Annotated in this window: 22 protein-coding genes; 4 read left to right on the plus strand and 18 right to left on the minus strand. The window is 47.2% G+C overall.

Annotated features, from left to right (window positions below):
• The first annotated feature begins 61 nt into the window (after positions 1 to 61).
• On the plus strand, positions 62 to 697 hold the full coding sequence (locus E8M12_RS08430; RefSeq protein ID WP_246034078.1) for a YjaG family protein: 636 nt from the start codon (positions 62 to 64) through the stop codon (positions 695 to 697).
• A 622-nt stretch (positions 698 to 1,319) separates the two neighbouring features.
• Here the strand turns inward: E8M12_RS08430 and E8M12_RS08435 are convergent.
• From E8M12_RS08435 to E8M12_RS08465, 7 genes are all read right to left on the minus strand, one after another.
• A complete protein-coding gene (locus E8M12_RS08435; RefSeq protein WP_246034079.1) occupies positions 1,320 to 1,949 on the minus strand; it encodes a chorismate--pyruvate lyase family protein in 630 nt (209 codons plus the stop codon).
• Positions 1,912 to 2,799: a rhomboid family intramembrane serine protease GlpG gene (glpG, locus tag E8M12_RS08440; RefSeq protein WP_136735710.1), complete on the minus strand. Its 888-nt coding sequence runs from the start codon at positions 2,797 to 2,799 to the stop codon at positions 1,912 to 1,914. Before glpG ends, E8M12_RS08435 begins: the two co-directional genes overlap by 38 nt.
• Before the next feature lie 13 nt (positions 2,800 to 2,812).
• Positions 2,813 to 3,115 carry a thiosulfate sulfurtransferase GlpE gene (gene glpE, locus E8M12_RS08445; RefSeq protein WP_211245012.1) on the minus strand — a complete coding sequence of 101 codons (303 nt, stop codon included), beginning with the start codon at positions 3,113 to 3,115 and terminating at the stop codon, positions 2,813 to 2,815.
• A gap of 165 nt (positions 3,116 to 3,280) precedes the next feature.
• Positions 3,281 to 4,306 carry an L-threonine 3-dehydrogenase gene (tdh, locus tag E8M12_RS08450; protein ID WP_136735712.1) on the minus strand — a complete coding sequence of 342 codons (1,026 nt, stop codon included), beginning with the start codon at positions 4,304 to 4,306 and terminating at the stop codon, positions 3,281 to 3,283.
• A gap of 6 nt (positions 4,307 to 4,312) precedes the next feature.
• Positions 4,313 to 5,512, minus strand: coding sequence for a glycine C-acetyltransferase (locus E8M12_RS08455; RefSeq protein WP_136735713.1), 1,200 nt, complete (start codon positions 5,510 to 5,512; stop codon positions 4,313 to 4,315).
• A gap of 178 nt (positions 5,513 to 5,690) precedes the next feature.
• On the minus strand, positions 5,691 to 6,548 hold the full coding sequence (fghA, locus tag E8M12_RS08460) for an S-formylglutathione hydrolase (protein ID WP_136735714.1): 858 nt from the start codon (positions 6,546 to 6,548) through the stop codon (positions 5,691 to 5,693).
• A gap of 27 nt (positions 6,549 to 6,575) precedes the next feature.
• Positions 6,576 to 7,694 carry an S-(hydroxymethyl)glutathione dehydrogenase/class III alcohol dehydrogenase gene (locus tag E8M12_RS08465; protein ID WP_136735715.1) on the minus strand — a complete coding sequence of 373 codons (1,119 nt, stop codon included), beginning with the start codon at positions 7,692 to 7,694 and terminating at the stop codon, positions 6,576 to 6,578.
• Positions 7,695 to 7,888: 194 nt separating this feature from the next.
• Between E8M12_RS08465 and waaA the strand changes: the two genes are divergently transcribed.
• The gene (gene waaA / locus E8M12_RS08470; RefSeq protein ID WP_169303084.1) at positions 7,889 to 9,157 is read left to right on the plus strand and encodes a lipid IV(A) 3-deoxy-D-manno-octulosonic acid transferase; all 1,269 of its coding nucleotides are present in this window, start codon (positions 7,889 to 7,891) and stop codon (positions 9,155 to 9,157) included.
• A 16-nt stretch (positions 9,158 to 9,173) separates the two neighbouring features.
• On the opposite strand, the gene E8M12_RS08475 is transcribed toward waaA, so the two are convergent.
• The 10 genes from E8M12_RS08475 to E8M12_RS08520 all read right to left on the minus strand — a co-directional run bounded on the left by E8M12_RS08475 (position 9,174) and on the right by E8M12_RS08520 (position 17,357).
• On the minus strand, positions 9,174 to 9,881 hold the full coding sequence (locus tag E8M12_RS08475; RefSeq protein WP_136735717.1) for a hypothetical protein: 708 nt from the start codon (positions 9,879 to 9,881) through the stop codon (positions 9,174 to 9,176).
• Positions 9,871 to 10,671, minus strand: coding sequence for an FTR1 family protein (locus E8M12_RS08480; RefSeq protein ID WP_136735718.1), 801 nt, complete (start codon positions 10,669 to 10,671; stop codon positions 9,871 to 9,873). The genes E8M12_RS08475 and E8M12_RS08480 overlap by 11 nt, the downstream gene beginning before the upstream one ends.
• Positions 10,661 to 11,023 (minus strand): cupredoxin domain-containing protein, encoded by a 363-nt coding sequence (locus tag E8M12_RS08485; protein WP_136735719.1) that lies wholly within the window; start codon positions 11,021 to 11,023, stop codon positions 10,661 to 10,663. Before E8M12_RS08485 ends, E8M12_RS08480 begins: the two co-directional genes overlap by 11 nt.
• A gap of 3 nt (positions 11,024 to 11,026) precedes the next feature.
• Positions 11,027 to 12,325, minus strand: coding sequence for an ATP-binding protein (locus E8M12_RS08490; RefSeq protein ID WP_136735720.1), 1,299 nt, complete (start codon positions 12,323 to 12,325; stop codon positions 11,027 to 11,029).
• Positions 12,325 to 12,984, minus strand: coding sequence for a response regulator (locus tag E8M12_RS08495; protein ID WP_136735721.1), 660 nt, complete (start codon positions 12,982 to 12,984; stop codon positions 12,325 to 12,327). The genes E8M12_RS08490 and E8M12_RS08495 overlap by 1 nt, the downstream gene beginning before the upstream one ends.
• 119 nt (positions 12,985 to 13,103) lie before the next feature.
• Positions 13,104 to 13,760: a tetratricopeptide repeat protein gene (locus E8M12_RS08500; protein WP_136735722.1), complete on the minus strand. Its 657-nt coding sequence runs from the start codon at positions 13,758 to 13,760 to the stop codon at positions 13,104 to 13,106.
• Positions 13,757 to 14,545 (minus strand): SDR family oxidoreductase, encoded by a 789-nt coding sequence (locus E8M12_RS08505; protein ID WP_136735723.1) that lies wholly within the window; start codon positions 14,543 to 14,545, stop codon positions 13,757 to 13,759. The genes E8M12_RS08500 and E8M12_RS08505 overlap by 4 nt, the downstream gene beginning before the upstream one ends.
• Entirely contained in the window at positions 14,535 to 15,221 is a 687-nt protein-coding gene (locus E8M12_RS08510; RefSeq protein ID WP_136735724.1) for an iron-containing redox enzyme family protein, read from the minus strand. The genes E8M12_RS08505 and E8M12_RS08510 overlap by 11 nt, the downstream gene beginning before the upstream one ends.
• Entirely contained in the window at positions 15,208 to 16,680 is a 1,473-nt protein-coding gene (locus E8M12_RS08515; RefSeq protein ID WP_169303085.1) for an AMP-binding protein, read from the minus strand. Before E8M12_RS08515 ends, E8M12_RS08510 begins: the two co-directional genes overlap by 14 nt.
• Entirely contained in the window at positions 16,677 to 17,357 is a 681-nt protein-coding gene (locus E8M12_RS08520) for a thermostable hemolysin (RefSeq protein ID WP_211245011.1), read from the minus strand. The genes E8M12_RS08515 and E8M12_RS08520 overlap by 4 nt, the downstream gene beginning before the upstream one ends.
• Before the next feature lie 158 nt (positions 17,358 to 17,515).
• Between E8M12_RS08520 and E8M12_RS08525 the strand changes: the two genes are divergently transcribed.
• Positions 17,516 to 19,474, plus strand: a complete 1,959-nt coding sequence (locus E8M12_RS08525) for an LTA synthase family protein (protein WP_136735727.1) — start codon at positions 17,516 to 17,518, stop codon at positions 19,472 to 19,474.
• Here the strand turns inward: E8M12_RS08525 and E8M12_RS08530 are convergent.
• Positions 19,468 to 20,523: a glycosyltransferase family 9 protein gene (locus E8M12_RS08530; protein WP_136735728.1), complete on the minus strand. Its 1,056-nt coding sequence runs from the start codon at positions 20,521 to 20,523 to the stop codon at positions 19,468 to 19,470. The two genes, E8M12_RS08525 and E8M12_RS08530, sit on opposite strands and share 7 nt — an antisense overlap.
• Before the next feature lie 63 nt (positions 20,524 to 20,586).
• On the opposite strand from E8M12_RS08530, the gene E8M12_RS08535 reads away from it, so the two are divergent.
• The gene (locus E8M12_RS08535) at positions 20,587 to 21,342 is read left to right on the plus strand and encodes a 3-deoxy-D-manno-octulosonic acid kinase (protein WP_246034081.1); all 756 of its coding nucleotides are present in this window, start codon (positions 20,587 to 20,589) and stop codon (positions 21,340 to 21,342) included.
• The last annotated feature ends 1 nt before the right edge of the window (position 21,343 follow it).

Below are 21,343 nucleotides of genomic sequence, written 5' to 3' on the forward strand. Positions count from 1 at the left end.
GGTATTAAGTATAAATGGCAGCTTATCGATATCTTGAGAAACGATTATTAGGTTATAATGATTGCAAATATTTTTATGGACCTGTGTTGTGCCAAACCCTTCAACATTAAAGCGATTAACGCTGTGGCAATTAACTGCCTATAGTGCTGCCCTTATTGAGCGTATGCTTCCAAATTATCAAATGTTTTCAGAGGCCGCCGAGTTTGGCGATGCAAAACTTTTGCGAAATCAACTGGATCTTGTCTGGCAACGACTGGCACAGCCGCAATTCAAGCTGAATTTTACCGTGCAGTTAGAAAAGCTCGAAGAAGTGATTCCTAATGTGGAAGATTTCGACTTCTTTGGGGTGTATCCAGCCCTGGATACCTGCATGGCTCTGGGTTCTTTACTACAGGGAATGCAGGATAAAGATTTTCAGACATTGAATAATGTCGCGCTGTTGTCTAAAGGCAGTGTGAGCTATTACCTGGAGCTTATGCTGGCGCAGGAACAAGCTGACGAGCAGGGTGAGGGCGGCGATGAAATCGTGATTCAACAAGCCGATATTGATGCGCATCCGCTGATGCAGTGGGAAATGGAAACTCAGCAGGAACTGCTCGATTTTGCCCTGCAGGCAAAAGAAAACAAAGCCTCATGCCAGACACTGAAAACCATGGCATTGAGTGAAGGGATGTCAAATTTGGGAATAGAAATCTGAATTTCAAGGTTTCAGGTCTCAGGTTTCAGGCCTCGGAGGGCGAACGGCCTAAACTTATAGCTACGAGCACATATCATTTATAGCACACTTCGTTTCTAGCACGCTATCGCTCCTAGCACGCTATCGCTCCTGGCATGCAATCGAAGATTGCGCCTAGCTAAATGCATGAGTTATGGTGGAAGTGTGAGGTGGAAGACAGCTTCCCTTACCTTTCCTCAGCGAAGCTAGACTCCGCCACCTGAATTCAGTTTCCCGTCATTTCCTACTTGATAGGAAATCTAAACGAGAATTAAAAAGCGAGATCCCGGTCGTCACCGGGATGACAACTGAACTTACAGTTATGAGCACATTTTGTTCATAGCACACTTTGTTTCTAGCACGCTATTGCTACTGGCATGCAATCGAAGATTGTGCCTAGCAAAATGCATGAGTTATGGTGGAAGTGTGAGGTGGAAGACGGCTTATCTTGCCTTTCCTCAGCGAAGCTAGACACTGCCACCTTCCACCAAAATTCCGGCTTCAGTATCAAGCTACTTACAGCTTACAGCATACAGCTTACAGCTTACAGCATACAGCTTACAGCCTTACAGCCTTACAGCTTACAGCCTTACAGCTTACAGCTTTACAGCTTCTTTTCCCGGTACGCCAAACTCTCCGGCAGAAACACTTCTGCAACCATCAAGGGTTTGTCCTCGATATGGAATAAGGAACGTCGTCCCCAGAGCGGGTGATTGACGTCAACATTGGCCATGTGTGCCAGTTCGCATACCCGCAGAGATGGCGCGATTTTCGCAACCTGAAGAATTTCCCGGGATAATTTCGGGTTATTGAATAATACTTGCCCTAAGGGTTGTTCACCCAGCTCGGCGAGCGCTTTTTGCTCTCCGGTCAGGGAATTTGTGGGCAACAATGACCTCGCAAAAACCACGGGTATGCCATCGCAATAAAGCAATACTTCCCGCACCAGCACCTCTTCCCCTTCCGATATGCCATTATTGGTGTGATTGCCACTAATGGCTTCATGGGCAGGGCATGGCTGTATGACCTGGCCGAGCAACAGTACCCGAAAGTCATTACTGTGACGTTTTAATCTGGCGGTTAACGACATGGGATCTAATAACCAGTCTCTCAGTGGCTGTTGTTCAGGGGCTAACGACGCATCGACCCAGTTAACATCGAGTCCGACCGGGAATTGTTGTTTCAGTTGCTGTAAATCAGGCATCGCTGCGGCTTCCACCCCGTTGTCTGGCATGGACGATAAATGCGTAACCGATCCCGGTCAGCAATCCGGTAAGGTGTGCCGTATTAGCAACGTTTATGGGCATAAAGTCGGTAAAGCCAAGCACCAACCAAAACAATAGAAAACCAATTACCGGCTTTTCCAGGTGCACCCGATGGCCTGGATTCAGATAGCCAAACCACCAGACAAATCCAACGGTCGCATATACGACACCGGAAAGACCGCCAAAGTTTGGCCCGGATACATAAAATTGCGCGGTATTGGAAATAATAGCGGAGGCGAGAAACAGCAAAATAATGCGACTGACACCAAGGTGTTGTTCTATTTGTCCGCCTAACTGCCACCACCAGAGGGTGTTGAAGGCTATGTGCAAAAACGAGAAGTGAAATAGTGCCGGGGTGAGCCAACGCCAGGGCTCATCCATGGTCTGTTGAAGATCGCCCCAGACATTAAATTTCAATGCGGCAAAGGCGGGGTCAAAGGCAACCAGGGAATAGACATAAACGACCCAGCATAAAGCGAAAATGGAAAGCGTAAACCAGCCGGCACGAGCCTTTAGATTTTGCTGGATTTCCCTTGATAGCTTGCTCGCCGGGCGAATATTAACACTGGAACCACTTTGCCAGGCCGACTCCTGAAACTTCGCCTGGTTAGGGTTACGGACAAAGTCAGAAAATTCCGATTTCGCCTGTTCCTGCTTATCCGCCTGGCAATAAATAATGTATGGAAACGAATCTGAGGTCGCTGAATCTGACGGTGACGGCCCGCTGTCGGCATCGATTCCCTGGCTTTGCAGATAACGGACAAATATCTTCGCCATTCCGGCCTGCTTTACTTTCACCAGAGGAACCAGTTCGTTCATACAATACCCTTGCTTATCGTTCTATTTTGTCCGGATGCAGCAGTGCCCATTGTTCAAATCCACCATCGAGTGAATATACGTCGGTAAAATCCTGGCTGATTAAGAACTGTGCTGCCTGCTGTGAAGAAATACCATGATAACAATACACTACCGTTGGCGCATCAAAATCCGCCTGATGCAGAAAATCCGTTAAGTTGTCGTTGGTCAGGTGCACAGCACCAGGGATATGGCTGTTATTGAAGGAATTGCCATCGCGGATATCGACAATGACAAATTTGTCATCACTTAGGCCTTCTGCCACTTGCTGGGCATTTATATGTTGAAAGGTTACTTCATTATTTTGCACGGAATAATCTCTGCCAGGTAATTGCTAGGCCTCGATCCTAGCAAACCTTCGCAAATAAGTTAATGGAATAAAAAAGCCGCTATCGCGATTAGCGATAACGGCTTACAAATCTGTATCACATATCAGTTTCTGGTATTAATCCCAGTGCAGGATCACTTTACCGGAATTACCCGATAGCATCGCATCGAAGCCCTGTTGAAAATCATCAATCGGGAAGTGATGGGTGATGATCGGTGATAAGTCCAGGCCTGACTGAATCAGTGACGCCATTTTGTACCAGGTTTCAAACATCTCGCGACCGTAAATGCCCTTGATGGTTAATCCCTTGAATATCACTTTACTCCAGTCAATGGCCATGTCTTGTCCCGGAATACCCAGCATCGCAATTTTGCCGCCATTGTTCATATTTTCCAGCATATCGCGGAACGCCATCGGAACCCCTGACATTTCCAGGCCGACATCGAAACCTTCGGTCATGCCAAGGTCGTTCATCACGTCCTTAAGGTTTTCTTTGCTTACATTTACCGCGCGGGTTGCTCCCATCTTGCGAGCCAGATCGAGTCGGTATTCATTGATGTCGGTAATCACTACATGGCGGGCACCAACATGTTTGGCAACGGCCGCGGCCATGATACCAATAGGGCCTGCGCCGGTGATCAACACATCTTCTCCAACCAAATCAAACGATAAGGCGGTATGTACCGCATTACCAAACGGGTCGAAGATAGCCGCTAATTCATCGCTGACTTCATCCGGCAGTTTAAACGCATTGTAGGCTGGAATGACCAGGTATTCAGCGAAGCTACCTGCACGGTCAACGCCAACACCAAAGGTGTTATTACACAGGTGACGGCGGCCGGCGCGACAGTTACGACAGTGACCACAGGTAATATGGCCTTCACCAGATACCCTGTCACCAATGTTAAAACCACGTACTTCCTGGCCTATACCTACCACTTCGCCAGCGTATTCATGACCAACCACCATAGGTACTGGAATGGTTTTTTGCGACCATTCATCCCAGTTGTAAATATGTATGTCGGTACCACAAATTGCGGTTTTCTTAATTTTGATCAATAGATCATTCGGACCCATTTCCGGCTTCTCAGAATCGGTCATCCAGATGCCAGGTTCGGCTTTTAATTTCGCTAACGATTTCATTGTTTACTACCCTTGAATAACGCCCATTTCTTGGCCGATACGAATAAATGCATCAATGGCTTTATCCAGTTGAGCTTTACTGTGTGCAGCAGAAATTTGGGTACGGATGCGTGCCTGCCCTTTTGGAACGACCGGGAACGAGAAGCCAATCACATAGATGCCTTCAGCTAATAATCTGTCTGCCATCTCGGCAGCAATTTTGGCATCTCCTAACATCACCGGAACAATGGCATGGTCTGCGCCAGCACAGGTAAACCCTGCAGCTTCCATTTTTTCCCTGAAATATGCAGCGTTTGACTTCAGGGTCTGGCGTAACTCGCCACCTTCCGCCAGCATATCCAATACTTTGATTGACGCACTGACAATGGCTGGTGCCAACGAGTTTGAGAATAAATAAGGACGAGAACGCTGACGTAACCACTCGATGATTTCTTTCTTACCCGAGGTGTAACCACCCGACGCACCGCCCATGGCTTTGCCCAGGGTACCGGTAATAATGTCGATACGATCGATGACATCACAGTATTCATGGGAACCACGGCCATCTTCGCCAACAAATCCCACCGCATGGGAATCATCGACCATCACCAGGGCATTGTATTTATCTGCCAGGTCACAAATGCCTTTTAAGTTGGCAATAACACCATCCATTGAGAACACGCCATCGGTGGCAATTAACTTGTAACGGGCGCCAGCTTCGTCGGCAGCAATTAACTGTGCTTCCAGTTCCTGCATGTCGTTATTGGCATAGCGAAAACGTTTGGCCTTACACAGGCGCACGCCGTCGATAATCGAAGCATGGTTTAAAGCATCGGAGATGATGGCATCTTCCGGACCTAAAATGGTTTCAAATAAACCGGCGTTGGCGTCAAAACAGGAAGAGTAAAGAATCGTATCTTCCATCCCCAGGAAGCTACTCAGTTTCTGTTCCAACGTCTTGTGAATATCCTGAGTACCGCAGATAAAACGTACCGACGCCATGCCAAAACCATGATCATCAAGACCGGCTTTTGCCGCTGCGATTAAATCTGGGTGGTTAGCCAGTCCCAGGTAATTGTTGGCGCAAAAGTTAATGACTTCTTCACCACTGCTAACGGCGATTTCTGCCTGTTGTGCCGAAGTAATGACTCGTTCTGCTTTATAAAGACCTTCGTCTTTGACTTGATCGATTTGTTGTTGAAGGTGTTGTAAAAAGTTTGATGACATATGCGCCTCAAATAACATAATGGAACAGCCGAAAAAATTGGCCGTTATTGTACGCTCATCCTTGCTGAAATAAAGGGGTTGCGATGTTTATTGAATAAAAGAGCAACATTGTACTTTAACTGAGCGGTGGAACACCTGAAGATTGCACTGGTCAGGCTTTTACTCAGGGTATAAGTGTTCATAAATATTTACGATGAAAGCGCAAGTGCTCTTCAATAAAGGTCGCGATGAAAAAGTAACTATGATCAAACCCCGCAGCGCCCTGGTAATCCAACTCTTTGCCTCGTCGTTGACAAGCTTCAGTAAGTGCCTCTGGTTTCAGTTGTTGTTCGAGAAAATTATCGGCAAGGCCCTGGGTCACTTTTAATGGCAGGGTAAAAAATGGATCGCCAGCCTCCAACACTTTGATCATTTCGCAACTGTCCCACTCAAACCAGGTATCCGTATCGGCTCCCAGATAGCCGGTGAAGGCTTTTTGTCCCCAGGGGCATTGTGTTGGATTGGTGATCGGGGCAAACGCACTGACCGATTGATACATTCCCGGGTTTTTCAGGGCGCAGATAATGGCCCCATGGCCGCCCATCGAATGCCCTGATATGGACTTTTTGTCGGTGACGTTAAAATTATCTTCGATAATGGCGGGCAGCTCTTTGGTCACGTAATCAAACATCTGATAGTTTTTGGCATACGGCGTTTGTGTCGCATTCACGTAAAAACCAGCACCAAGACCAAAATCGTAAGCCCCGTCAGGGTCGTCAGCAACATCATCACCACGTGGGCTGGTATCGGGCATAACCAAAACCAGACCAAGCTCATCGGCGATGCGCTGCGCTCCTGCTTTAGTACTGAAGTTCTCATCATTACAGGTAAGGCCGGATAACCAGTAGAGCACCGGTAAATGTTGGCCGGTGGCGAGTTCCGGATGGTAAACGGCGAATGTCATATCACATTGGTTTACCTGTGAATAATGGCTGAACCGTTGATGGTTGCCAGAAAACATGCGCTGACTGCTGATACGGTGCAATGTTGTACTCATAGGGGTCCTGCGTCAGTAAGTTAATGGTTACATATCGAAGTGAATGACTGAGCGTATGCTTTTGCCTTCATGCATTAACTCAAAGGCATGATTGATGTCTTTAAGTCCCATGGTATGGGTAATAAAATCGTCGAGTCGAAATTTCCCCGCCAGGTAGTCTTCTACGTAGCCGGGCAACTGGGAACGACCTTTAACGCCGCCAAAGGCAGTGCCACGCCACACACGTCCGGTAACCAGTTGGAATGGCCGGGTACTGATTTCCTGTCCCGAACCGGCAACGCCGATAATAACCGACTCGCCCCAACCTTTGTGACAACATTCAAGCGCAGAACGCATGGTATGAACATTGCCGATGCATTCGAATGAGTAATCGACACCACCATCGGTGAGATCAACAATGACATCTTGTATCGGCGCGTCATAATCCTTGGGGTTGATACAATCGGTAACCCCGAGTTTTTTGGCTAAGGGAAATTTATCGGTATTGATATCAATGCCAATAATGCGCTCGGCGCCAGCCATTACCGCGCCAATGACTACAGATAAACCTATGCCACCCAGACCAAATACCGCAACCGTATCTCCCGGTTTGACCTTTGCCGCATTGACCACAGCCCCCATTCCCGTGGTGACCCCGCAACCTAGCAGGCAGACTTCATGGAGCGGCGCCTGCTTATTAATTTTTGCCAGGGCAATTTCCGGCAACACTGTATATTCAGAAAATGTCGAAGTGCCCATATAATGATAAATATCGCTGCCATGCAGGGAAAATCGAGTGGTGCCATCAGGCATCAAGCCCTGGCCTTGGGTGGCTCGAATTTTCTGGCACAGATTGGTTTTTCCCGACAAACAAAATTTACATTGGCCACATTCCGGCGTGTAGAGTGGGATCACATGATCACCAACCTGCACACTGGTAACGCCTTCTCCGACCTCCTCGACGATACCGCCGCCTTCGTGACCGAGAATACTGGGGAAAATTCCCTCCGGATCATCGCCGCTTAAGGTAAATGCGTCGGTATGGCAGACCCCGCTGGCGACAATTCGAACCAATACTTCACCGGCTTTGGGCGGTGCGACGTTTACTTCTTCAATGCTAAGTGGCTGGCCTGGGCCCCAGGCGACAGCGGCGCGAGATTTGATCATATTGAGCTCCTGAACGGGATTAAAAAATTATAGCAGCATCAGTGTCGAAGACAGAAGACGATAAAAAATCGACACCTAATGTTGCTCGTATTGATGCTCACCTTACGTTAATTAAGGGTCAGATTGCAATTTGGTGATTTACCGCCTTGCACGTATAATTTCATTATTGCTCAATAACCTATTGTGATCGCCTTTTGCTGTCATTGTTGCTTTACCAGTTTGTTTCACTGATTTTAGTACCGCTGTTTATCCTGGCGCTATTTATTCGTTCCCGTAAGCAAATCGCTTATCGGCAGCGACTGGGCGAACGTCTCGGCTTGGTTGGCAAGTTAGATAAAGGTGGCATTGTCCTTCACGCTGCCAGCGTCGGTGAGGTGCTGGCCATTAAGCCTGTGGTCGAGGAATTGTTAGCACAATATCCACAATTGCCCCTGACGGTAACCACGTTTACGCCAACTGGTTCAGCGCAGGTGAAAAAGCAATTTGGTGACAAGGTTCAACATTGCTATATACCGCTGGATAATATCCTTAGCGTCAGTCTGTTTCTGACTAAGCTGAAACCCAGAATACTGATCCTGATGGAAACGGAATTGTGGCCGCAGCTTATCCATAGCAGCTACAAGCGCAATATCCCTTTATTGTTAATCAACGCCCGCCTGTCGGTAAAATCGTTAGCGAGTTATCAAAAATTACGTTGGTTGATTGCGCCAGCGTTGAATAAATTCCATCGTATACTCGCCCAGAGTGAAGAAAACCGGGAGCGATTTATTGCTCTGGGTGCGGCACCGGAGCGGGTTAGTCATAGTGGTAATCTCAAATATGACATTCACCTGACCGATGCACTGGAAGCTAAAGTCGAGCAATTGCGTGAGTTACATATCGCCAATCACCGGGTAATTGTTGCTGGCAGTACCCATCAGGGGGAAGAAACCCTGATTGTGAAAGCGTTTTTCGAAGTGAAACAATTGTATCCGGATTTATTGCTGGTCCTGGTACCCAGGCACCCGGAGCGTTTTGCCAAGGTGCAGGACTTGTGTCAACAACACGGTTTATCCGTGGTTCGTCGCGCCAGTGGCGATGATATTACTGAACAAACGGATGTCTGGCTGGTTGATACCTTAGGGGAGCTATTAGCGTTTTATGGGATAGCCGATATCTGTATCGTTGCCGGCAGTTTTTTTGACGTTGGTGGTCACAATCCACTGGAGCCGGCTCTGTTCGCCAAACCTATTGTTGTCGGGCCAAACATGGCTAACTTTCAGGATGTTTGTGAGCAGCTGTTAAGAGCTGAAGGGATTGTGCAATTGAAGGAAAATCAACAGCTGCAGCAACAGTTACAACACTTGCTTGGCGCGCGTGATGAGGCAAAATCGCTGGGACAACATGCCCAGGCCTTGCTGGCAAAAAACCAGGGCGCAGCGCAACGCACAAAAACCGAGATTGAGCAAATTCTGGCGCAGTAACAGCAACAGTGCGTAGCTAAAACTCAAATTCAAGGGCAATTCTCAGGGTGTGATTTTTTCCCGGATGAGAGAGTTCGGTAATAAACCCCGCTTCCCATTTAAGTTGTTTCTGGCCTGAAAATCTTTGTATGCCAAGAAACGCAGGACCAAGACCGAAAAACTCTTCGCCACTATATAATTCCAACGCCGGTTGTAACTGCGGGATCCATCGATAGCGGTATTGTAGGCGAAATTCAGACTCCCACTCATCAGCAATATTTTCGCCCCACTCGTAAATGGCAAAGGCATTCATGGTTAGACTGGTTTTTCCAAATTCTTTTTCAAACAACAGGCCCGCAGTTGCCTCCCAGGCGTCTTCCCGGTGTTGCTTCTCAATCTCGAACAGGGCACCATAATCGGCCCATTTTTCTCCCTGCTCGGTCAGCATCCAGCGTAATTCCAGTTCGTATCCCTGCAAACCAAAATCACCATCCTGCTCTTTCTCGCCGACAATGTAAGCTTCAACCATGAGGGTTTCACTTAAGGCATGTCCATAGGCAATTCGTTGTCCCAGTACATTCCTTTCCTCGGTCTGTCCGGACATCAATCGCCACTCAATTTCTCGTTCATTCGGCAATACATAAGGATGATAAACCTTGTCGACGACAATGCCATCGGCAACGGCAGAAGTACAGCACAGCGCCTGAACGGCAATTAACAGGACGAGAACAAATCTACCCGGCATTTTTAGTCCCTCCTGTGGCCATTGGGATTGATGGGGCGGGGCGGCGGCATCGCCAGTGTAAGATCAGAATCAGCAACACTGTAAGCAGATAACTGAGTGCAAAAACCAGGGTAGGTCGAGCCTCATAACCCAGCAGAGCCTTGAAAAAATGCCCGTACTCGGAGGCATCGCGAATGACCGGTGAGCTGTCCCATAATCTGATTGACGAATCAATCAGGTTGATCTGGTGCAATATGATTGAACTATGAGCTACCTGACCGGCGATAAACAACGCGAATAATAAGGTGACTGTGAAAGCCAGTTTTGAAGCTTGTAACCACAACAACAGGAAATACAGCAGTGCGACTAAACTCAGGCAAATTCCTGTACCAAGGGCGATACCGACGATGATGTTCGAGGTAAACTCCTGTTTCATCAGATAGCCGTCGAGAAAAATAATAAATGCACTGGCCCTGACGATGACAAAGGCTGTGATAGCAAACAGCAAGAATACTTTTTGAATCCGGGAGTGAGACTCAATCCTGGATAACACGTAAGCCGTCAGTAATGACACCATGCTGATTAAGATCAATATGACCTGGCTTAATTCAATACCACTACCCATATACGCATCGCTTAATGCCGGTAATAGGTGAAAATAGCCGATGACCCCCGCACTGGCGCAACATAAAGTGATAACAACAAAGGTCAATGAAAACGTTAGGTGTTTAAAAACCACAGCAATAATACCCAGTAAGATAAATATCGGCAGTAGGTCACGTAAGAACAAAATAATAGTGTTAACGAGCATTTTGCACCTCGACGACGATTACCCCTTTGGCGGATGTGGGGTTATATTCACCAAAATATTCATAGCGCCCGGGAGGCAGCGGGCCAACATATATCACCGCGGACTTTCTAGGAAAGATCACCTTTTCACGGTTTAAATCAAAGCTGTCGAATTCCTCTGCTTCGTTATCCAGGTTATGAATGATTAATTTCACTTTCTCATCCGCCGGGATGGTCAGTTCCGCCGGCGAAAACACGTGTTGCTCCAGGGATAAGTGAAACTCTTTAATGCTGGATTTGGCAAACAGCTCAAAGGTAAAGATTAATAGCAGCAACGATATGGTATTAATTACGCCAGGCTTAGAGGAATTCATCGGTCAGGCTTCCAGGGCCAATGGCATAGTGACTTTAACCTGAAGGCCACCTAATTCGGATTGCTCCAGTTGAATCTGACCATGGTGTAAATCAACGATATGACGAACAATAGACAGCCCTAAGCCGCTACCTTGCTGATCATGGTGCCTGGTTCGATAAAATCGTTCAAAAACTTTGTCCAATAACTCTTCCTTGATGCCTGGTCCTGAATCTTCAATGGTCACTAACGCGTTATTATTTTCCCGCTCAAGGGTAACCAGGATATGGCTGTTGGCACCACTGTACTTATTGGCGTTTTTTAATAAGTTATCAAATAGCACGGTTAAAGAAAATGCATCGCCAATCAGCTCAACTGGATAGGCGCGAAGCTCGATAGTTTGTTTTAACTGATCAATATTTGCATAATTTTCAGCAATTACCGATTGCAGGGTTTGTTCTAAATCCACCGTTTTCTTTTGGGTTTCGAATTTTTCCTCAGAGGTTCTGTGCAGGGCAATAATCTGCTCGATGACATGCGCCATGCGATCGATGTTTTGATTAAGTTCATCGATTTGTTGTTCGCTGACCTGCTTTTTCTGGATCGCCTTTTTTAAATTGTGACCAGAAATTTTTAATACGCTTATTGGGGTTCTGAGCTCATGGGCTGCGTCCGATGCCAATCGCTGTTCCCGTTCAAATGACTTCGCCAGGCGAGCAAATAAATGATTGAGGGTTTGTTCGACCGGTTTTAATTCGCTGACATCCTCGGTAACGTTAACTGGCGTGAAATCACTGGCGCTCTTTTGTTGCAACTGTTCTGATAAGCTCACCAGTGGCCGCAGGCTTTTGCGAATGGCCAAATAAACAAGAACACCGATTAAGGGTATCGAATAGACAATGGGAATGATCGCTTCAAGCAGCACTTGTTCTGCGGACTCCACCCGCTGTTTTAACGGTTGTGCCACCATGGCGGTACGCTGGTTTTCTGTTAAGGTAAAAACCCGCCATCGATTACTAAGAAATGTCGACTCTGAAAAGCCGTCTTTGGCTTTCGACATTAAATCTGCCGGCGCATTATTGCTGCGCAATATCAAATTTTGCTGTTGCCAGAGTTGGTAGGCAAATATTGAGTGCCGGTCTTGTTGTGCCGTGCTGGTGTTAAAATTTCCTTGCAGTAACGCATAGGCAAATGCTTTCATCTCATCGTCAAATACAAAAGTAATTTCGTTGACGCTCGCCTTGTAGCCTTTGATGGCAGCGCTGAAAGACGCCAGAGTGACGATTGAGATAATTACAATGAGCAGGTACCGTTGTATGCTCATCAGGACTTACTCACAACATATCCGACACCACGAACCGTTTTGATAAAATCTTTGGGAAGCTTTTTGCGAATATTGTGAACATGCACTTCGATGGTATTCGACGAAACCTCTTCGCCCCATTCGTAGAGCTTATTTTCAAGTTGTTGTTTGGAAAGGATACGGCCGATATTTTCCAGTAACGATTTGATTATCATGTATTCACGTCGTGAAAACGCCAGCACTTCACCGTCGACACTGACTGTATGGCCTTTGGTGTCGACGCTGACTTGTTTGTGGGTGATTAAAGATGAGGTATTTGTCCCCAGGCGACGCTCAAATACCCGCAATCGTGCCAATAGTTCTTCGATGTTAAAAGGTTTTGACAAATAGTCATCGGCACCTTTATCCAGCCCTTCAATTTTACTGTCGATACCATCGCGGGCAGTCAGGATAAGAAACAGCACCTGTTTATTTTTTTGCCGGATTCGTTTCAACACTTCCAGACCATCCATGTCCGGCAAGCCGAGATCCAAAATGATCACCTCATAAACAGCGCTATTGATTGCCAGCAACGCTTGTCCACCACAAGCTACCATATCGATACTATAGCCGGCATAGCGCAGTGACTCTTTTAAGCCGGACGCCAGTTGTTGATCATCTTCTACTAATAGTATTCTCATTATTGTTATCAGCGGTAATTTTTTGAAAACCGCAACGTTTTGTTTCGCTTCAGGTAAAAGCACCCGCAATCAAGGCGAGACAGTCTTTATTGAAGTATCATTAGCCCGAAGCTTAGTGTTTATTTTTTATTAAGTTTTTTGTCTACCTTTGAGATTAAGTCAGTTATTTCCTGTTGTCGATATTTATCCGCTAAAGGGCGGTCTTCTCGCGCTGGTGCCTGTTGGGCAATTAGCAGGTATTTTTTTGCCTGCTGGTATTGATGATCGTCATACAGGAACTCACCGAAAAAATAGTTGGGATCTATGCCTTCGGGGTTGATGATTAATGCTTTTTCCAGGTACATGCGTGCGTCTTTATCGTCACCAAAACTGATCGGCCAGCCCGGAACTTTATGATACAAGGTACCTAAACTGGTATAGGCCGAGCCCATTAAGGCACTACCATCAATTCGAATGGCTTTGGTCAGTGAGTGCTTTGCACTTTTAGCCAGGGACAGAGCGCCGAGCCCTCCTTTGGCACCTGCAAAGCTGGACTCTATAATGCCCCGCCAGACCCAGTATTCGGCGTTGTCTGGCTCGGCTTGAGTCAGTGCCGTGGCGGTTTCAAGTAGCTCTTCAAATCCTTTGATTTGCGCTTTATCGTCCAGTTCATAATTAACTTTTGCCCACTGGTGCTGAAGTTGCGTTAATTGCTCAGAGGTCATTGTTGGTGCCGCCAGGCTTGTGTTGCAGTACAACAAAGCAAGGACGAACATTGTTAGAATGCGAGATTTCATTTTTGCTCTCCTGTTATAAAGGTTAATATTTTCTTCGATTGCCTGGCGATGGATTTATCGACCAGTTCTGGTAGTACACCATTAAGGCGGACCAGAAATTTTTCCGGCCAGCCGACCACATAGCGGACGCTGTTGCCGTGAAGAAACGCGATAAATTCCCGGGCGACCGTTTCTGGATCGTCAACCTGGGTGCCCAATGACTCGTTCATGGTTTTGGCATCGGATGAATTGATGCTGGTATTGGTCGCCCTGGGGGCGAAGTAACGCACCTGGGTTCCGGTATGGACTAACTCCCGTTGCAGGGCTTCGGTGAAGCCTTTTAATCCAAATTTACTGGCGCAATAACTGGCGTAACCGGGAAAGCCAATGGCACCTAGCACAGACCCTACATTGATGATTTGCGCATTGGATTTATCAACACGACTGAGGAACAGACGAGTCAGCTGCATGGTACTGACCAGGTTTGTTACCAGGATGTTGTCGATGTCAGCATCTTGCATGCTAGTGAAATGCTTAAAGGCCGAGACCCCGGCATTATTGATCAGTATCGTTGGATTTCGCAGTGTAAAAGCCTGGTTGATGATGTCTTGCCGGGCTGCTTTTTCATTTATATCTCCGATTAGGATATGATGCTGCCCCGTGAGTTCATCATTCAGCGCCTTTAATGCAGCCAAATCCCTTCCCTGTAACATTAACGTATAACCATGTTGGGCGAGTTGCATCGCGATTGCCTTGCCGATGCCGCCAGTAGCGCCCGTTAACAGGCAGGTTGGTTTAGATGACATGGCGAATCTCCGTGACTTGTGCCGGTTGAATGCCTTCCAGGCTGCGAAATATGTTGGCATAGAGCAGATAGAACTTTTTGGTACTGGATACGATCAGATCCTGTTCATCACTATCGGTGATACGATTCATTAAATCGGCGAAGAATTTAACGTGTTCAATATCGAGAGCGCCATGGGAGCGCAGATAGGAAAAGGCCTTATCGGGAAGCTTCAGAGATTGCTGAATGGCGCTTGCCGCCTGGTCCGCCATCGCAATACTAGTGCCTTCCAACACATGTACCATGCCGAAAAAAGTCAGGGGGCTGATCCGTGAGATACTGTCGTAAGCGAAGGCGACCATGATTTCTGTTGCCAGTTCGGGTGTGCTGGCGCGCACCTGCTCTTTATCATAACCGCAGGCAGCGATATCGTTGAGTATCCATTCCTGATGACCCATTTCTTCTTCAATGTATTCAGCCACGGCTTCGCGCAACCACTCTTTATCCTGTGGTAAGTGAGCGCCGGTCGACATTAATAATGGCACCGTATGTTTAACGTGATGATATGCCTGGGTCAGAAAGGCAACATACTGTTCCGTGTTAATATCACCGGCCAATCCCTGGCGGATAATCTCACTGGTTAAAAGATAATTTCGTTGTTCTGTTGTTTCCTGATTTAATCGTTCATATAAATTCATGGTGATACTCTTTTCGGCCAGTGGAAGGATATAATTGTTGCAGCTCACTTAAGTACAGGGCTTCGATTCGCCCCCGTCGAGGTCTGCCATTTGACGTATATAAGCCACTCTCGCAGGTCATCGGCGAGGATAAGCTAAGGTGAGCCTTAACCTGTGCATAGTCGGGCAATGACTGATTAATGGTTTGCAACGTTGTTGTAATCTGTTGCGGCGTGACATGTGAGTTAAGTGGTACCACTATTGCCGTGCAATAGGCTTGAGCGTCACCAAACACAACGGCCTGCTGAAACATCCCGGTCGCTAATAGTTCGGCTTCTATCCATTCCGGAGAAATATTGCGACCGTATGAGTTAATGATGAGGTTGCTTTTGCGGCCGAGAATTTCAATTTGTCCGGCCTTGATTCGCGCTAAATCGCCGGTTCGTACCTGATTTTGCCCCCAGGTTTGCGGGCGATTTAAATAACCAAGAAATGCATTACCGTTAACAATCAGCTCACCGTCCTCAATATCGACACTAACGTGTTCAAGGGGGGCTCCGACAAGATGATCGTTCGCGGCCGAAGCATGATTCAGGCAAACCACAGAACCACATTCAGAAAGCCCATAACCCTGAAAAACCGGCAGGCCAAGCTGCCTGGCTCGTCGCAGTAGTTGAGGGGCAACCTTGCTACCTCCTACCGCAATAAACGAGAGGGATTTGGGCGGTACCCAGCCACAATCAATGGCGTGGATCAGTAACTGTAACAATTCAGGTACCAGTATCAGGGTATTTGGCTCCGTGGATGAAATGGAGTGAACCATGTTTTGCACACTTGTTACCCTGGAGCCACTAAATCCCCGGGTTTCCTCCCTGGCCAGAACTACCGAACCACCGCACATCAGTGGCGCATAAACGCCGGCAATATTCTCCAACAAAGTGGATAAGGAAAGCAGGCAGAAGTGATTAGGAGCATCGACAGCCACAGCTTTGGTTAGTGACTTTGCCACCCGATATTGATTTTCAAGACTTAAACATACGCCTTTTGGTTCACCCGTTGAGCCTGATGTGAAGGTAATTTTACTGGTATTTTCAGGTAGCAAGGCCCGTTGCCTGAAATGGGTTTTATAAGCGGTTAATCCAGTAAGAGGGAAGTCGATGGCCTGAAAATTTAAAAAGTCTGCCTGTTCGAAGATCACCAGATCAGGTTGCGCCGATTGCAGCAAAGCCAGGAACTGAGATTGACTGAAAAACGGTGGAACCGGAATAAATACGATACCCGCTGCCTGACAGGCTAAATCGATAATCACCCATTCAACACTGTTATCACTTTGCATCGCCACACAGCGCACATCGGTGTGACGAAGCCAGGCTGCCATGTCTTGCACCCAGGTTTGTAACTGGCGGTAGGTTACAATTTTATCGATACTGACCAGGGCGACGCGATCGCCCGGTTGTTGGTTAATTTCTTCCAGAATCAAAACTCGCCCTCCATTTTCTGACAAACGCGGGCAATTTTTTCACTTAACCTGAGCAGTTGTTTGTTATAGAAAACATTGCCTTCGATGATGGCCATGATGCTGTCTAATTCGGCACTTACGACTTTTGGCTGGGTCAGATAATAGCAACCCCAGTTATCTTCACTTGCAAATAAACGATCCTGGCGGGCATCAGCAAGAAAGGTAGTCGATACGCCCGCTCGGGAAACCAGGTTGAGAATATGGCTGGTACCACAAAACACCATGTGTTTTTTATTAAGCAAATACAGAGTAGTGGCAGTTACCAGAAATAAAGGAATAGTTAATTGCTGCGAGTTACTGTAGAGGCTACCGATTTCGACAATCTCACTCCGCTTCGAGGCCTTGGCACTAAAACATGGCATGTTTTCAATTGCACAGGGCAGGTATTGTTCGATAAACAGCGGGTTTAGGCCGCTGCGTATTCCCAATGCTGCCTTAACGCCGCCGTCCTGTATGGCTAATAGGTGCGGCATGGTGATGGCAATGTCCGCCTGGTAATGCTGATAAAAGCCACCTTTAATGAAGCGTTCAAGTCGGCCGCGATCAGGATCGGCTTGAGAAAACACATCAATATCGAAACCAGGATGCCCGGCACTGATGGACTTGTTGTGATGGGGTTGAAGCGCTAACTCATTCATAATCTGTCTCATTGGTCTCGTTTTAAGATGAGTGTAAACAGCGATTCTTAACGTAAACTTAAGGCCTGAATATTTTTTTGAAGCGGTTAAGTTTTCCTTAAGGTTGGCTACATAAACTGGAGGTACATTCACCAGACACCTTTACAACAAGAGCAATAATGCAACGCTTCATCTCTTTGTTTTTGCCTTTTTTATTATTCTCCCTGGGCATGCTAGCCCTGCTATCGTTATTCCGACTGGGGCTGGCATTCTGGCACTTTGAAAGGGCGGTCGGTAACGAATCGCTAATGACCCTGCTGTTTAATGGCTTGAGAATCGACCTAAGTACACTCGGCTACCTGTTGCTGATTCCCGCGATGATTCATCCATTCGCGATTTCCAGTCGCAGGGTTTCGCCGCTGTGGCAGAAATCAATCAAAATTCTGTTTCTTACTTTTGCTTTGCTGGTCATATTTTTCGAGCTATCGACGCCGACCTTTATCCTTGAATATGGCGTACGTCCTAACCGCCTGTTTATTGAGTATCTGACTTACCCGCAGGAAGTATTCAACATGTTGCTCCATGGCCACCTGTTCACATTAGTAACGGTGGTGGGATTATTAGTGTTACTGGCAATTGGTTTGTGGTTTAGTCTGGCGCACCTGCAACTAGAACATCAGCGCCATTCGATACCGAGTCGCTGTGCCACATCGTTGTTACTTACTGCGGTGTTGCTGCTTTGTGCCAGAGGTACGTTGGGACATCGGCCAATCAACCCTGCTTTTGTATATTTTTCTGCTGATCCGTTAGTGAATTCATTAGCGCTGAATTCAATTTACAGTGTCGCCCATGCCTACAAGCAACTCGGCAATGAAAAAGATGCGGCGAAAATGTATGGGCGGATGGACAGGGACAAGGTTATCGACATTGTCCGTAAGAGTTCGGGTGTAGATAGCCAGGCGTTTAAATCGTCTCAATATCCAAGCCTGTCAGAGCGGCAGCCAGTGTATCGGGGCAAGCCTAAAAACCTGGTGATCGTTCTCGAAGAAAGCCTTGGTGCCCAGTATGTGTCGGCGCTGGGTGGTTTAAATCTGACCCCCCATTTGAATGCGTTGTATCAACAAGGCTGGGGATTTAGCCATTTATATGCAACAGGAACGCGTTCGGTGCGGGGCATTGAGGCAGTGGTAACCGGTTTTACGCCAACCCCGGCGCGGTCTGTGGTTAAACTCGATAAATCACAGCAAGGTTTTTTCACCATTGCTTCACTGCTGCAACACAACGGCTACACGACGCAATTCGTTTATGGCGGTGAAAGCCATTTTGATAACATGAAAAGCTTCTTCCTGGGCAATGGTTTTGCGCAGATTGTCGATTTTGATGATATTGCCGAGCCGCAATTTGTGGGATCCTGGGGGGCCAGCGATGAAGATTTATTTGCTCAGGCGAATACCGAATTAAATCAATTACATGATACGGGTAAGCCGTTTTTCAGTTTGATTTTCTCATCGAGCAACCATGATCCGTTTGAGTTTCCTCCTGGTATTGTGCAGCCCATCGATTATACACCTGCACAACTTGACACTTATGATAGCAAAGAGCGCTTGCGACACCAGGCAATACAATATGCGGATTATGCCCTTGGCAAGTTTATTGCCACCGCCAAATCTCAAGCTTACTGGCAAGATACCATATTTTTGGTGGTGGCCGATCATGATGCCAGGGTGCTGGGTCGCGATTTGGTACCGGTCAATAATTTTCATATTCCCGGGGTGATTTTAAACAGTGGCAAAGCTGCGGTGCTGGACGACAGGATTATTAGCCAGATTGATCTAGCGCCGACATTACTTTCCCTGATGGGGATTAACAACGTATCACCGATGTTGGGACATGATTTAAATGACATCAATGTTGAGCAGCGGGCGATGATGCAATATGCGGACAATTTTGCTTATATGAGCGGCAATCAGGTAACGATTTTGCAGCCCAGTAAGGAGCCCAGGCATTTTATTTTTGATACTCAAAATCGGACCCTGTCACCCGGCCAGGCAAATCCTCAGCTCGACGAAGCTGCATTAGCGCACGCACTGTGGGGGAGCCTGGCTTATGAGAATGGCTGGTATCAGGCCGATTATTGAAGCAAGTGACGTTGATCTTTAACCAGTTTATCGATTTGCTCTTTTACCATGTCAAAGGTGATTAAATGCATCAGTTCACCTTTGGCCCGGGTACCAAATGGTATGTCGTTTAACGGTTTTCCCTGTTGTTGTTCAATGGCCTGTTGATAAACGCTAACCACATTATCCTGGTACAGATAGGGTCCGGTGCGGGCAGGATTTGAATGTGCGTACAAACCAATAACCGGCGTATTGACGGTAACCGCCATGTGCGCAGGTCCGGTATCGGGTGCGATCACCAGTTTGGCATTTTCCAAAACGGCTAGCATCTGTTTCAACGATGTTTTGCCAACCAGGTTTAAGGTTTTTTGCTCGCATCTTTGCTCAATTTGTTTCGCTAAATCGACCTCCAACGGAGCCGGGCCTCCACAAAGTACGACCTGGTAGCCGAGGCTGGCCAGGTAATCCGCGGATTTTGCATAACCCTCAGCATGCCAGTTCCGTTCGGCTTTGCTCGCCGCGGGTGAAATCACTGCGTATCGAGGATGATCAATATTCGCTTTTACAAACTCCGTATCCTGCTCGCCATGCGGCATTAACCAGTGCGGATCTTCGGTTTTCACCCCAATCGCCCGGGCGAATGCGAGAAAGCCATCGAGAACATGTGGATTTTGTTGGGCTTCCACCGTACGGTTGGTAAACAGCCATTGTCCTTCCTTCGCCCGGGCTTTATCGAAACCGATTTTTACTGACGCCGGAATAAATAAACTGGCGATGCTGGCGCGCAAGGCAACCTGCATATGCAGCAGGACATCAAATGCCCGATGTTGCATGTGTTGGCGTAATTCCTGGTATCCGCGCCAGCCTTTGGATTTATCGAAGATGATAAACTCGACACCGGGAAGATCCTGTAACAGGCGATATTCGACTTTGCCAAGTACCCAGGTAATTTTTATTTCTGGATACTGTTTTTGGATTTGTTGTACCATAGCCACGGCATGACAAACATCACCAATCGCAGATAACCTAAGAATACACAGGGATTTCAGGTTGGAAAACTGGGCTGTCATAAATGAAGGTCCGCTCCGGGCCTGGCTGTGCCGGCCAACTGATCAATGAAAAGGGTTATTATCTTGAACCTGCAGAGATTTGTAAAACAATCCGCATTAAATCTTTTCCAGCAAGGCTCAATTACCTGTGTCTATCATGGACATATTTTAGAGGATTTTGAGCCAGGCATGTTCGCCGCCGCTTACTGGCAGAAAAAACAAGCCGTGCTTGGTTCCGCTACCGGGCGAGGTACCACCTATTTCGTTGAGCATCAGGGCGGTCAGTTCGTGCTCAGGCATTACTATCGTGGTGGCATGGTCGGTAAATTTATCAATGACCGTTATTTTTATACCGGCATGATGAACACCCGGGCGGTGAAAGAGTTTCAATTGTTAATGCATTTAAGGGAATTAAAGCTTCCTGCTCCAGAGCCGATCGGCTTTGCCGTGCATCGCCACGGCTTAACTTACTCCGCTGATATTCTTACCGGGCTGATCCATAATGCCCGGGATCTGGTTGGCTGTTTGCAGGAAAAGCCCCTGACGGCAGAGCAATGGCAAAACATTGGCGCCACCATCTACGAATTTCATCGCTATGGTATCTTTCATCACGATCTTAATTGTCACAATATTATGTTAGATAACGCAGGCAAGGTGTGGCTGATTGACTTTGATCAGGGCAAGGTTGAAGCACCCTTAGGTAGCTGGTGCCAGCAAAACCTGGATAGATTGTTACGTTCGTTTCGAAAAGAACTTGATCGTTTGCACGGCTTTCAATGGCAGGAAAGTGACTGGCAGGCGCTGATGTCAGGTTATCAACGCCTGGAAACTGAACGTTAAG

It is taken from the genome of Thalassotalea mangrovi (assembly GCF_005116735.1).
Taxonomy (GTDB): Bacteria; Pseudomonadota; Gammaproteobacteria; order Enterobacterales; family Alteromonadaceae; genus Thalassotalea_A; species Thalassotalea_A mangrovi.